This is a genomic window from Aporhodopirellula rubra (assembly GCF_014192335.1).
In the GTDB taxonomy this organism is placed as follows: Bacteria; Planctomycetota; Planctomycetia; order Pirellulales; family Pirellulaceae; genus Rhodopirellula; species Rhodopirellula rubra.
Window position 1 is genome coordinate 44914 of record NZ_JACHXU010000030.1, and the last position, 14221, is coordinate 59134.

The window sequence follows — 14221 nt, forward strand, 5'->3', positions numbered from 1 at the left end:
TTGCAATAGACCGCAAGAACTATTTGAGGATCGGCCCTGCGAGATTTTGCCCGTTGGTCGTGAGAATTTGGAAGTGATGGATTCCGACTTTCTGCCCATCGGAATAGGTCCAGACGACTTCTTTCTCCTGGTTGACTTCGATCAATTTGGGAGCGTTGACGTCGGCTCGACCGCCCGCGTAACTCGTGATGACGATGTTGCCGTTGGGAAGGAGTTGACTGCCGCAGGGATCTTGTAACCACGGCCCAGGGAGATCTTCGTTAGTGAGTTGCCACGCGATCTCTCCGCTCTCGTCAAAATCTACGACGCGATTGCCGTTGGTGCAGCAAACCAAGGTGTGGCCGTCGTGATGGCGGATCGCGGTGAAGGGCCAAGAATGGATTTTACGCTCGGTGTCACCCGGAACGGTCGTGTCGATCTTGTTCAACACATTCCCTTCTGCGTCATATTGGTGAACGGCAAAGTCCAGCAAGTGAGGAACGAGGTACGTTCCGTCGCTGAGTTTGCGTGCCATTCGAGTTTGCATGTGAAAGTTCGGTTTCTGACACTGCAATGAGAACTCGACCAACACGTTTCCGTCGCGATCGATTTCGACTAGACGCGGGTTGTTGCCGGCTTCAGTAATCACCAACGTTCCTGAGTCCGTCGGGTGGGCGCTGTTGACTTCGGCTTGGCTGCCTTTCCACAAGACCGTTTCGGTCCCGTCGGTTGCGATCGCGACGACGGCGCCACCGGGATGTTTTTTCGATTTGCTGAGTGTTAAAACGATCTCGCCGCTGTCGAGTACATATCCGTCGCGGGTCGAGTGCGGGTAGCTCCATGTTTTCGTGCCACTCTCACCGACGATGTAAGTCGTCTTGCCACATGCCAAAAATCCGTGCGTCACGACATCTGATTCGTCTGCCCCGAGCACCGGAGCGATATTGATGTGCGAGTTCGTAAACGCGAAAAAGAACGCGATGATGAAGCAAATTCGGAGAAGCTTTGGCATGCTCGGTTTCTCGATGCGGGGCAAGAGTGAAGGCAAGGAATAAAGGACGCAGGATGGATGTTGAGGCAGGGTATCGATGACGCCGAGGCTAGGCGTGAATGCGGGAGGCGAGGGAACTAGCGGAAGATCCAGTACAGGATGACCATAACGACGATCAGCAAGGCCGAGAGAAGGCGGGGATCACCCAATCGAGTCTTGCCAGGAATTCTTAACGCCGCGAGAGGCGTTTCCCACGCCAATTCGGATCCGTTGAGTACGCCATCGGCTGCGACCGGTTTCGGATCGGGCAGCATCAGGCTGAGGATGACTTGGCCGATCACGCAGAGCACAAACAAAGTGAACGCCATCATCATGAAACCTCCGGGCAGTTGGTTGAGGAGCCCGTCCGGGACAAACGTGTTGATCGTGAAGACACTGATGCCCAAAATGGATCCGCCGATCAGCACGGAGGCGGCGGCGCGAGCACTCGAGCCTCGCCAAAAAACGCCGAGGACCAAGACGGCCGTGATTGGCGGCGCGACGTGCGAGATGATGCTCGCCATGCCGTTGTAGATGCTCTCGAACATGTTCAGGGCGGGAACGAGCCCGACGGCGACGAACAACGCGATCGCGGCGGCGATCCGGCCCGCGCGGACGAGCGTATTGTCGCTGACGCTGGGGTTGAATCGCTTCACGAGGTCGTAGCTGACGAGAGTCGAGATTGAGTTTAACGCTCCGGACACCGTGCTCATGAGTGCGGCCATCAACGCCGCGACGAGAATGCCACGCATGCCCAATGGCAACAGTTCTGTGATCATGCTCGCGTAGACGCCTTTCGATTGGACTTCGCCGTCGACGGTGATCATCGATAGGTCGAGTCGTCCGTCGACGAAAAGGGCATAGGCGAGCAGTCCCGGCAGCACAAATAGAAACACCGGTAATATCTTCAGCACGCCCGCGAAGATCGGACCTTGGCGTGCATGTTGTTCGTCTTTAGCACCGAGCACGCGTTGCACGATCGTTTGGTCGGCGCACCAATACCAAATGCCCAACACGGGATAGCCCAGCAACACGGCGTACCACGGCATGCCGTCGGGGTCACCGTGCGGACGCAACATGGAGAGTTTTTCCGTTTCGCCTTCACGCTGCAAAATCGACAACAGGTTTTGCCAGCCGTCCCACCCGCCGGGAGAGTCCGCGGTGCCGCCGAGTTCCCAAAGTGCGAAATAAGTGATCAGTGCGGCGCCGGTGAGAAGCACGATTGTTTGAATGCTCTCGGTCACGACGACGGCGAGCAGTCCACCGACGATCGTGTAAATGCCCGTCAAAACGCACAACACCAGAAGGCTGTAGATCATCGGGATCTCGAGCAGTTCCTCCAGGATGATGCCGCCCGTCAAAAGAGCGAACGCGATATGAATCACGATCGCGGTCAGGACGGATACGAATGCGAGACAATCGCGGCACGTGCGGTTGTAGCGTCGTTCAAGAAAATCGGGCAGCGTTGAGATGCCCGAGCGGATGTAAAACGGTGCGAAGAACAGTCCGAGGAGAACCAGGGTGAAGCCCGCCATCCACTCGAAGTTGCCGTTGAGCAGTCCGGTGTCGAACCCGTTCTGCGCGAAACTGACGAGGTGCAGTGTCGAGATGTTGGTGGCGAAGAGTGCCAGGCCGATGCTCGCCCATCCGAGGCTCTTTCCGGCGAGGAAGTATTCATCCGCGGCCCCTTCTCGCTTTTTATGTCGCCACGCGGCTAGCAAGCCGATCGCGACGATTCCGATTAGATAAATGACTGCGACAATGATGTCGACCGTCCCGAGGTGCACGCGCGTGCCTAGCTCAGAAAGTTCACTCGTTGAGTGCTCCATGGTTCACGTTTGTTTCGAGTTCAGCGGTGGCGTGAAAGCCGTCGCGGGTGGGGAAAATGAAACCGAACAGTAATGTGTTTTCGCGACAGCGAGGTCAGGCGATCACGCTATCGATGACGTGTCCTTTGACATCCGTCAGTCGCATGTCGCGGCCACCGAAGCGGAACGTCGATCGTGTGTGATCGACGCCCATCAGGTGCAGCATCGTGGCGTGCAGGTCGTGAATCTCGACGCGGTTTTCAATCGCTTTGTAGCCCCATTCGTCGGTGGCACCATAGATCGTTCCCGGTTTGACGCCGCCGCCCGCCATCCAGACGGTGAAGCCGAATTGGTTGTGGTCGCGGCCATTTTTGCCTTGAGCGAACGGGGTGCGTCCGAATTCGCCTGCCCACACGACGAGCGTGTCGTCGAGCATGCCGCGTTGGCGAAGATCTTTCAGCAGAGCGGCGATCGGTTGGTCGACCGCGCGGGCGTTGTTTTCGTGCCCCTCTTTGAGACTGCCGTGTTGGTCCCATCGGTCGCCACCGACGCTCGGGCACGTCAGTTCAATGAAACGCACGCCTCGCTCGATCATCCGACGCGCGATCAGGCACTGCGCCCCATAGGTGCGGGTTGGAGCGTATTCCGATTCCATGCCGTACGCCTGCTGGATATGCGCGGGCTCGTCGTTGAGTGCCATGACGTCGGGAACCGCCATCTGCATCGCATAAGCGAGTTCGTAATTTCGGATCGCCGACTCGAGGCTGTCGTGTTGTCCGAATCGGTCGGGGGCGAAGCCGTCGAGTTGCCCGATCAGGTCGAGTTTGGAGCGTTGGCGTTCCAGCGTGGGTTCGGTCCGTTCGATGTTGGCGACGCCGCTGCCGGTTGGTTTGAAGATCGATCCCTGATAGCTCGCCGGCAGGAAACCGCTGCCGAAGCAATCCACGCCGCCTGGTGGAATCAGTCCGCCGTTGATGACGACAAATCCCGGCAGGTTTTGACACTCACTGCCGAGGCCATAATTCACCCACGCTCCCATGCTGGGGCGGCCCTGCAGTCCACTGCCGGTGTGCAGAAAGTAGTTCGCGAAGGTGTGCTCGGGGAACTCGGAGACCATCGATCGGATCACCGCGAGTTCATCCGCGCAGGTCGCCACGTGAGGGAACAGGTCGCTGACCGGAATGCCTGATTCGCCGTATTGGTTGAACTTCCAGGGACTCGCGAGCACGTTGCCGTTGTTGTTGAACTGCGTCGGTTCGACGTCGAACAGTTTCCCAGGGTCTTTGCCGTCGAACTTATCGAGCAGCGGTTTGGGGTCAAACGTGTCGATCTGCGATGGCCCGCCGTCCATGTAGAGAAAAATCACGTTTTTGGCGCGGACACGGTGGTGAGGCCCGTGGCCGGCTTTCCCTGCACCGCCGGTATTCGATGACGATGCGGACGCGGCAAACGCAGGATCGGTTTGCAATCCAGCCAATGCGACGGCCCCGAATCCACTCGCGCATCGCTTGAGCATGTCTCGTCGCGAAGTCGGGGCGGACTGGTATCTCTGGCACGGGTACAGGAAATTTTGATTCATGGGTGGGCGTCCTGAGGGCAGGATTATGAAAGGCAGGATTTCGGTGCGGGGCGGGTTCGAGGTGGGCAGGTTTGCAGTGGGCAAGTTTGAGGTGGGGGGCGAGGCGATTGCGAAGCGCCGCGGTGTCGGCTAGTGGCGGTGTCGGCGAATGGGAATGCCGCTGGCGGTACACGCGAGGACACCCGTTTGCACGCTCAGGGCAGGAAGATGAACTCCTTCGTGTTGACCAACGCGTGAGCGATGTCGGCCCAAAGTTCGGCGTCATTTTCGGACACGTTGCGTGCCTTCGCTTCGGCGTGGAGGTAGGCGGGTGCCATCATCGCTTCATCCTCGGTGGGTGGTCTCGCGAACGCCGTCTCGTACATCCAACGCAGTCGTTGATCGACGTCGTCTGATTCTCCGATTGCGCGGGTCGCCCATTGTTTCGTTTGCTCGATCACAAACGGATCATTCATCAAAATCAAGGCTTGGGCGGGAACGTTCGATACGTTGCGGCGCCCCATCGTGCTGAACGGGGCAGGTGTGTCGAACGTTAACATAAAGGGGGACAAAAAATTTCTCCGTACCGCCGAGTAGATCGATCGTCGACCATCCCCATCGAGCGGGCCACTCTTTTTCGGACGGCCACGACCATCCATGAACGGCGTCAGGTGGATGGGGATCGGTTCGCCGTGCATGGTCGAATCAAAACGTCCCGAGAGTGACAACAGCGAGTCGCGAATGATTTCACCTTCGAGTCGTTTCGGAGCACGATGGTGCCAGAGCATGTTCTTTGGATCGGCGCTGACCGCGTCGGGATCGGATTGGCTGCCGAGTTGATACGTTCGCGACAGAACGATGCGGCGAATCATCCGCTTGATGCTGCGTCCGTCGGCGTCGAATTCGGTTGCCAGATAGTCCAGCAGTTTTGGGTGCGACGGCAATTGGCCGAGTACGCCGAAGTCGTCAGGCGTCGGCACGATGCCGCGTCCCATCAAGTAGTGCCAAATCCGGTTGACCGCGACTCGCGAGGTGAGTGGGTTGGAGGGATCGTTGATGTGTTCAGCGAGTTCGAGACGTCCACTGCCGGCCTTGATTTTCATCGGCTGGTTGGAGGAAATGGCAGTTAGGAAATGACGTGGTTCCAAATCACCCGGTTTGGACGAGTTTCCACGGATGAGGACATGATCGTCTTCGCCGGTCCCGTCCATCATCGCCATTGCCAAATGGGAGCGACGCATGATCTGAGATTGCAGTTCTTCTCGCTCGCGTTTCCACGAATCCACGAGATCGGGGGCTTGTTCGCCGATCACTTTCAGAGCCGCGTTTTCGTATTCGGCCACCGCTGCGGATGCCTCCGCGGTTTGTCGGTTAATCTTTTTGATCGTCGGGCGTTCGGAACCTTGCAGCACGTAGGCGACCGCCAATTGGCTGTCCTCTGCGGGTGTGAACTCGAGGTGCAATCGATGACCGACGTAGCGTGTTAGGTTCAGCGTCACCCATTCGTCGGATTCTTTAATTGGCCTGATCGTTTCGCCGTGCAACGGTCCCGCAACCAATCGATGTGAGTCCACGCAAGCGACGACGTGTCCGGTGCCGCGAACGCGACAGCTAACCTGTCCGTTCTCAAGCAGGAAGGTAGGTGTTCGCAATGTTCGACCGGCACGCGGAATCTGGTCGAGTTTGTTACGGTTGCCGATCCCTTTTTCGGAGATCGATTCCAGTCCGTTCCAGATGGGATCATTGATCGCGGCTGTTTCGGTGGCGAAGTGCAACGACATGCCGTTGTCGTCGGAGGTCCAGTAGGGTTGTCCAACCTGCGTCGGTTGCGACGAGAAAATGAACCCGTTCTGCATGTAGTCGTTCGGTGGCAGGTTGCCGTAGTCGACCACGGCGGGGACATCCAACGCAGCGGCGGTCGGTTGAGGCAGTTGGCTTTGTTCGAGGATGCTTGAGATTCGGGCGCGATAGTCGCGATCGAGAGCCTCGATTTGGCGAGCGACGATCCGGTTGTGTTCGAGCGATTCGAATCGAACTTGACGGTAATCGCTGCTCTGCAAGAAACCGGACAACGAGTAGTAGTCCGCCGTCGAGATCGCGTCGAATTTGTGATCATGGCAACGGGCACATGCCACCGTCACACCCAGGAACGTTTTCGACATCACGTCGATCATGTTGTCGAATCGGTCCGATTCATCTTTGCGAACGTCCACCGGGGAGTGCACCCACTCGCCGAGGAACCAATAACCGGTTCCCAAAACCGATTCGTTGAAACCCGATTGAGGATTCAGACGTGGCGTTGACAGCAAATCGCCCGCGAGGTGTTCACGCACCAATTGGTCATAGGGGACGTCGGCGTTGAGAGCGCGGATGATGTAGTCGCGATATTGGAACGCGTTGCGTGCGTCGTCGTCGAATTCGTGACCGCGGGATTCAGCGTATCGAACGAGATCCAACCAATGGCGTCCCCATCGTTCGCCGAAGTGAGGCGATTCGAGGAGTTGATCGACGAGATGTTCGACCGCCGCCGGTGATGTGTCGTTGAGGAATTCGGATGTTTGTTGAGGTGTCGGCGGCAAGCCGATCAAGTCGAAGTACAACCGCCGCATGAGCGCCGTGCGAGTTGCATCGTGAGTCGGCTGCAGACCCTCGGCTTCTAAGCGGGCGAGGATAAAGTGATCGATCTTGTCGCGGGGCCAGGTCGCATCTTTAACCGACGGGACCTCGGGAGACTGCACCGGCTGCCAAACCCAATGTTCCTCGCGCCGAGATTCGATGTCAAAAGAGGGACGCGTGAAGTCACCCCCGGATTCTTCTTCGGGCCACGGCGCGCCCATTTCGATCCACCGTTCGAGCGCCGCGATTTGTTCGTCGGGCAGCTTTCCGTCCGGTGGCATTTCGTAGGACTCAAACCGAACCGCTTCGATCAACAGGCTGCCGTCGATATCACCTGGGATGATCGCTTCGCCTGAATCACCACCATGCAGCAACGCCTCGCGGCTGTCGACGAACAAACCCGCTTGCAGTTTTTCGGAGTCTCCGCTGTGGCAGGAATAGCAGTGTTCCACCAATACCGGACGCACGTCTTTTTCGAAAAACTCGAGCTGTTCAGACGTGAACTCGGGGGGGGCGATCTCTTCCGCAGTGCCTTGATTCGAATGCCACACGAACGCAGCGGCAGCGATCAGGAGGCAACGCAAACGGGAGACGTCAGTCATATGCTTTCTCTCAAACGGCGTCAGTTCGCAACGCGAAGAGGACCACTATAGCGGGTTGCGATATCTCATGAGAGCATAATGTGCGGCAGTCGATTAATCCATTGCGACAGCCGTACACGCCACTGTTCAGGTCGGATCGGATCGGAGTTTCTGGCAGGGAGTTCCTCCGACGCGTCTTTCACCTGACCGTTCTCTTCGTTGTGCGATACACTGTGTTGCGACAGAGTCGATCATGGGGTTTGCGTGTGGCGTTCGGGCGTGCACCCGTGATTTGCCGACGAAAACAATTCCAGATGACGCGAAACGGACGAACCAAACACAATGACAAAGGCCAGGGAATGCTAGTTGTCGAGAATGTTAAAAAATCTTACGCCACGGTGGGGCAACCGCTCCGCGTGTTGGAGGATGTGTCATTGCGACTCGAACCGGGGCAGTCGGCGGCGATCGTTGGTCCGAGCGGTACCGGGAAAACGACGCTGTTGCAGATTCTGGGAACGCTCGATCAGCCCGACGAGGGACGCGTTTCCATCAACGGAACGGATCCGTTTGCCCTCGATGAGAAGGCCCGAGCGGCGTTTCGCAACCAAACGATCGGATTCGTTTTTCAAGATCACCATCTGTTGCCGCAATTATCGGTGATCGAGAATGTGTTGATCCCTTCGCTCGCCACGGGCAAACCGACGGCCGACGACACGCGGCGGGCCGAAGCGTTGATCGAGGCCGTGGGGCTGAGCGAACGTAGCACGCACTTGCCGGGAGAATTGTCCGGCGGTGAACGTGAACGCGTCGCGATCGCCCGGGCCATGTTGATGCGTCCGACGCTGATTCTTGCTGATGAACCGACCGGAAACCTGGATGCGAAAACGGCTTCGGATATCACGAAGTTGTTGCTCCGTTTGCAAGCCGATGAGAACGCGGTGTTGGTGACGGTGACGCATTCGTTGGCACTCGCCGATGCAATGCAAAGTCAATTCGAACTCACCGGCGGCGCTCTGGTCGAACGTTCGATGGCGTGAGCGTCGCTCATGTTTTCCTCTTTCAAACACACGGACGTTGTTGACGCATGACCCAGTCGCTCTCCCCTGAGACGTTGCAGAAAATCAAGCGGCTTGATCTACGGGCCCGCATGGTCGTGCGTGGGTTTTTGCAGGGATTGCACTCGAGTCCGTTGCAGGGATTCTCGGTCCAGTTCAGTGAGCACCGACGATACAACCGCGGCGATGATCCGAAACTGATCGATTGGTTGGTCTTCGCGAAGACGGACAAGTATTACATCAAACGGTTTGAAGCGGAGACGAACCTGACGGGATACCTCGTCATGGATTTGTCGAAGTCGATGGGGTTTAGCGAACGTCAATCGATGACCAAGTTCGAGTATGCGACGTGTTTGGCGGCATCGTTGACGTATTTGATGACGATGCAAAAAGACCCGGTCGGATTGCTGACTTTTCGCGACAAGCTTCGCGCCGTGTTGCCGGCCCGCAGTCGTCGTGGGCATCTCGGAGACGTGATGGCGGCCCTTTCGGCAATGACGCCGGATGGGACAACCGACATTACCGCGAGTCTCGTGCAGGTCGCGGCGATGTTGCGGCAAAAAAGTTTGGTGATGTTGTTCTCGGATTTGTTAGGCGATCCCGCTGAAATATTGACCGCATTGGGGAGGCTCCGGCATGGTGGGCACGATGTGATTGTGTTTCATGTCATGGACGAAGCCGAGGTGCACTTTCCATACGACGGACCGGTAGAGTTTGAAGATCCCGAAACGGGTGAGTTGGTCACCGTTGATGCGACCGGTTTTCGAGACGAGTACCTTCGCGGGGTCGATGCGTTTCGAGAAACGTATAGCGAAGGTTGCAACAAGATGCGGATTGACTACGTTGCGCTAGATACCAGCATGCCGTTCGACAAAGCGTTGACGGAGTATTTGCAGCAACGTCAGGCTCGCTTCTAGAGTCGTTGCCTTCGATCGTCACTGCCGCGCCGTGGGGATTGCCGCGTTTGACAAATCATGCCGATCGCGAGCATCTCGGCCTTCGATGGTGTAATATCTTCGTGGTGATTCGGGTGACCTGACGATTGCCCTTTACCACGCTCCCTCCCTCCGATTCCCCCCCTCCCCACCCCGGATCGATGATGTTTGCGCGTCTGCAGAATTGTGTTGTGTTCCTCTTTCTAGTTTCGGCTGCGTTCAGTCCGCTGGCATCGATCGGAACGGCCGGCGACACGGTCGCGGTGGCTGATGGCGGAAGTGCGGAAGCGGTGGCACAGGCGACGATCGAAGATTCTTTTATTTACAAACAGGTCGAACACGAGAGCAAACCACGGGACTTGCGGATCGACTGGACGCGTCCTTCGGATTGGCAGGCGGGTGGCTCTCGCGGTGCGGTCGTGTTCTTTCATGGCGGAGGTTGGGTCGGCGGCGAACCAGGCCCGTTCGCGAAGCACAGCCAAGAACTCGCCAAGTTAGGTTTGGTGTGTTTCCGTGTTGAGTACCGGCTACTCGATAAGAAGGGAACCGCGCCGCCGGATGTCTGCATCGCCGACGCCCAAGACGCGTTTCGATTCGTGCGAGGCAATGCGAAACGATTCGGAATCGACCCGAACCGGATCGCAGCGGGCGGCGGTTCGGCGGGCGGGCACTTGGCCGCGTATCTCGGCATGATGGACGACGAGATTGTCGAAGGTGTTTCGAGAAAACCCAACGCGCTTCTGTTGTTCAATCCCGTTTACGACAACGGGCCTGGTGGTTGGGGAACCAAACGCGTCGCAGATCAATACCAGGAGTATTCACCGGCACACAATATCACGGCCGACGATCCTCCGGCGATCGTGTTTTTAGGGGACAGTGATCGGTTGATCCCCGTAACGACGGCCGAACGATTCCAGCGACTCAGTCGCGAAGCGGGCCTGAAGAGCGAGTTGAGAACCTATGCGGGACAACCGCATGGGTTTTTCAACGTCAATCGGTCCGGCGGTAAGTACTACCGCGAGACACTCGGCGAGACGATCACGTTTTTGCGTGATGCCGGATGGATGAACTAACGACAAACGCGGACGGTTAAGCGGCGCGTCGTGTTTGTTCCGAACCGGTTTGGCGAGTCGTCCACTTCCCGGTCGTGTTGGTCAACACGGTCGTTGCCGAATGGGTGACTTTGCCGAGGAATGAGGCGAGTGCTTCGGAGTTCGTTTCGTCGGTTTTCGCGTCGACGAGGATCAGGTCGATCGCGCCGAAACGGTGGGCGACGTTGACGAGCCCGCGTCCGACCGACTCGGGGAAGATCACAGGGCGAATGGCCAGTCCGGCGAGTTGGCGGTGGTAGTCACGCATCGCGACGTCACCGCTGCCGAGTTCAAACTCATCGATCACGATGGCTTTGACAACACCTTGCTCGATTCCCGATTGATCGAGCATTGCGAGGATCGCGGGCATTCGGGATCCGTCGCCGACACCGATTTCGAGAATGCTGGTCGGTTGTTTGTCGCCGACGATCTTCAGCAGCGCATCGTGTTCGCCACGCGAGAGCATCGACAGGACGCTGCGTTTGGGCGGTGTGATCTGCGGTGCAGGGGCGGCAGGTTTCGCTTCGGCGACAACCGGAGCGGCCGGACGCGATGCGGTTCGGCGGGTAGCTGGTTTCGCTTTCGCCGGCGCGGTTGGTGCCGTCGATGCGACCGCGACCTCAGCCGCCTGACGCGGTGCTGCGGGTGCGGCCGGTTGTGCCGCAGTGGTCTCTGGATTCGCGGTCGTGTCCGAGTTCTCGGAACGCCCGCATAGTGAATTCCAAATCTTTCTTAAAGACATCGCTGTCGCACCCTGACTTGTCGCTCCCACCGGACTTATACACCGCCAAGGGCGCGAGTCATCGCGCGTGCCGCCTGGCTACCCACTTCTTTCGGAACACCCTGACCACGGACTCAAACCTCTTGATGCAGGGTCCGGTTGGGCAAGATCGGTAAGTCGAAACGTCGTTTGTTGTCGTATTTCACGCGACAAACGCTCAAAACGTGTACTAGGTTTCAACGGAAGAACCGCGCGGATTGGAATCCACTGAATGATCCGTTCCGGTTGTAACGATATCTCTCGTATTGTGTCGAATCGGCACGTGGGGACTCGACGGCGTCAGGCATGAAATCTCGTACGACCGCTACATATTCCGCCAACCATGGAATCGAACTTGCGCCCGCAGGCATCGAGAGTTGCGAGCCACGTTTAGCGTTATCGGCCAGCATGATGGGGGCCTGGCTCGCGCCCTTGGCAGATCCCTTTTCCGATCCGTTGACTGATCAGGCCGTCGATCTTCAACCTGAATTCTCGGCACCCTGTCCCGCGGACGCATATGCCGTCGGCCATGACGCCGGTGGCTCCGCGTTGCCCGTCTCGACCGCAGACTTTCCGCTCTCGATCGCGCCTGCGGTTTTGACGCCAAACACCTACGGATCGACGCTCAACGATCTCGATCAAGCATTCGCGCAGTCGGCGCTGAATGGCGCCGATGGATCGGGCAGCAGCCTGATGGAGCAGTCAGCGCGGATCGGGGCATCGAGCGGATTCGACGGGGCCGGGCAAACGATCGCCGTGATCGACTCGGGAATCGCATACGATCACCACGCGTTCGGATCGGGATACGGCACCGGGACGCGAGTCGTCGGAGGTTGGGACTTTGCCGAAAACGATGCTGACCCCTACGACGACGCACCGGCCGGGTATCACGGATCGCACGTGGCAGGTTTGGCCAGTGGAGTGGCGACGACCCTCGACGGCGACACGTTCCGTGGCGTTGCTCCGGGAGCGGACATCGTCGCACTGCGTGTGTTTGATGACGCGGGTGCCGGAAACTTGGCATGGATCGAGCAAGCGTTGCGATGGGTGCACGACAACCAAGACGCGTTTGAATCTCCGATCACGACGGTCAACTTGTCTCTCGGTACGGAACTGAACGATTCCAACCGCGACGGAGCGATGGCGATGCTCGAAGACGAATTGCAGATGCTCTATGAAGACGACATCCTCGTTTTCGCGGCGGCCGGAAATTCGCAGGCGACACTCGATCCGGCCTCCGATGACCTGATGTATCCCGCGTCGAGCCAGTGGGTGTCCGCGGTCGGTTCGGTCGATACGAACGGAAACCTCAGTGGATTCTCGCAACGCGAAGAGGGCATCTTTGCTGGTGAAGGGCAGCAATTGACGAGCGCCGTGCCGGAGCACGTGCGTGGCTACGACGGTTACGTGAACGACTACGCATCGCTCAGTGGAACGAGCATGGCGAGCCCGCAAGTCGCGGCCGCATCCATGTTGGTGCGTCAAGCGATGCAAGCAGCGGGCATTGAGGCGACCTCGGAGAGTATTCTCGAACGGCTCGAGTCGACCTCCGTCACGCATACCGATTCGTCCACGGGGCTGACCTACCGAACACTCGATATCGAAGCGGCCGTCGACTTTGGTGACCTCGCCGGTGGTGGCGGCAACGAAGGCGAACCCGACGGCGGTGGATCAACGGTCGAGACACCAACGACTATCGACGGCTACACCAGCGGTAACGACTCGGATGAATTAGTTCTGGATCTCCGCGACTTGATCACCAACAGCGGATCGCAAATCGACGGTGATGTTTGGTTGAGCGACGAGGCCGGACGCTACTTGCTCGATGCGGGCACGACCTCAACGGCATCGAATCCGATCGTGATTGATGCGGGTGCGGGCGGTGACACGATTGAAATATTGGGGTCAACCGGATCCGAACAGCTCACGCTGCGTCCTTCGAGTGGAGCGAACGGCGGGCACTCGTTGTTGACGTTTCCAGGCGGAGTGATCGAACTGCGTGGTTTTGAAAACGTGAGTTTCGTCAGCGGAGGCGGACAGGACCGCGTCACAATGTACGACTCCGACGGCGACGATGTGTTGCGATCGAACGAGCATTCGGCTCAGTTCAGCGGCCGTGGGTTCGACTTCCAGTTGGAAGGCGTCAATAAACTGTACGTGTACGCGACGTCGGGAGGAAACGACACGGCGCACTTGAGTGATTCGGTGCACGACGATCAGCTCGTCATCCGGCCTCAATTCAGTTCGATGCGTGGCGGCGATCAGTTCCAAGCTGCGTTTGGTTTCGAGCGAGTGTTTGCGTACGCGGAAGCAGGCGGGCATGACACCGCAGACCTGGGCGATAGCTCAGTAAATGATGTGATGTCGATCGCGCAAACGCGTTCTCTCATCAGCGGTGTCGGTTATCGCGCGAGTGCCTCAGGGTTTGAAGACGTTGTCGCGACCGCGTCACGTGGCGGCGAAGATACCGTGCGAATCTACGTGGACAGCCCCGACGGAAGTTGGCACACGAGTGAATCGTTGACGCAGTGGACCGGTGCCGATGGGACGAGTCGCATCGCTCGCGGGTTTGAACGCAGCGAAGCGTTCGAGCAATTCGAGACCGTGCCGGTCGGTGCCAGTGCGTTGGCGGCGCAGGCGATCGTGCCGCAATCTCAGACGCTGGCGAACGAATCTACCGTTCCGATGCGATCCCTCGATGACCTCAAACGTGATGCCGACGATCACCTTCGCGGGCTCCGCCAATTGTTCGAAGCCTACGAGTGAACCCATCAAACGAATTGATCCGCGCCGCTGTGAATCAGCGAC

At 58.2% G+C, this 14221-nt stretch carries 9 protein-coding genes; 4 read left to right on the top strand and 5 right to left on the bottom strand.

Annotated elements, in window-relative coordinates; genetic code table 11:
• Positions 1 to 19 precede the first annotated feature (19 nt).
• The 4 genes from FHS27_RS27335 to FHS27_RS27350 form a co-directional block, all read right to left on the bottom strand.
• Positions 20 to 991: a beta-propeller domain-containing protein gene (locus FHS27_RS27335; protein WP_184309031.1), complete on the bottom strand. Its 972-nt coding sequence runs from the start codon at positions 989 to 991 to the stop codon at positions 20 to 22.
• 116 nt (positions 992 to 1107) lie between these two features.
• The gene (locus FHS27_RS27340) at positions 1108 to 2838 is read right to left on the bottom strand and encodes a sodium:solute symporter (protein ID WP_184309033.1); all 1731 of its coding nucleotides are present in this window, start codon (positions 2836 to 2838) and stop codon (positions 1108 to 1110) included.
• Positions 2839 to 2932: 94 nt separating this feature from the next.
• Positions 2933 to 4333, bottom strand: coding sequence for a DUF1501 domain-containing protein (locus FHS27_RS27345; protein WP_184309088.1), 1401 nt, complete (start codon positions 4331 to 4333; stop codon positions 2933 to 2935).
• 257 nt (positions 4334 to 4590) lie between these two features.
• Positions 4591 to 7593, bottom strand: coding sequence for a PSD1 and planctomycete cytochrome C domain-containing protein (locus FHS27_RS27350; protein WP_246421067.1), 3003 nt, complete (start codon positions 7591 to 7593; stop codon positions 4591 to 4593).
• A 338-nt stretch (positions 7594 to 7931) separates the two neighbouring features.
• On the opposite strand from FHS27_RS27350, the gene FHS27_RS27355 reads away from it, so the two are divergent.
• The 3 genes from FHS27_RS27355 to FHS27_RS27365 all read left to right on the top strand — a co-directional run bounded on the left by FHS27_RS27355 (position 7932) and on the right by FHS27_RS27365 (position 10635).
• A complete protein-coding gene (locus tag FHS27_RS27355) occupies positions 7932 to 8609 on the top strand; it encodes an ABC transporter ATP-binding protein (protein ID WP_184309092.1) in 678 nt (225 codons plus the stop codon).
• A gap of 47 nt (positions 8610 to 8656) precedes the next feature.
• The gene (locus FHS27_RS27360) at positions 8657 to 9544 is read left to right on the top strand and encodes a DUF58 domain-containing protein (RefSeq protein WP_184309035.1); all 888 of its coding nucleotides are present in this window, start codon (positions 8657 to 8659) and stop codon (positions 9542 to 9544) included.
• A 179-nt stretch (positions 9545 to 9723) separates the two neighbouring features.
• On the top strand, positions 9724 to 10635 hold the full coding sequence (locus tag FHS27_RS27365; RefSeq protein ID WP_184309037.1) for an alpha/beta hydrolase: 912 nt from the start codon (positions 9724 to 9726) through the stop codon (positions 10633 to 10635).
• Between the two features lie 16 nt (positions 10636 to 10651).
• On the opposite strand, the gene FHS27_RS27370 is transcribed toward FHS27_RS27365, so the two are convergent.
• A complete protein-coding gene (locus tag FHS27_RS27370; RefSeq protein WP_184309039.1) occupies positions 10652 to 11395 on the bottom strand; it encodes a hypothetical protein in 744 nt (247 codons plus the stop codon).
• 324 nt (positions 11396 to 11719) lie between these two features.
• Between FHS27_RS27370 and FHS27_RS27375 the strand changes: the two genes are divergently transcribed.
• A complete protein-coding gene (locus FHS27_RS27375; protein ID WP_184309042.1) occupies positions 11720 to 14179 on the top strand; it encodes a S8 family peptidase in 2460 nt (819 codons plus the stop codon).
• The last annotated feature ends 42 nt before the right edge of the window (positions 14180 to 14221 follow it).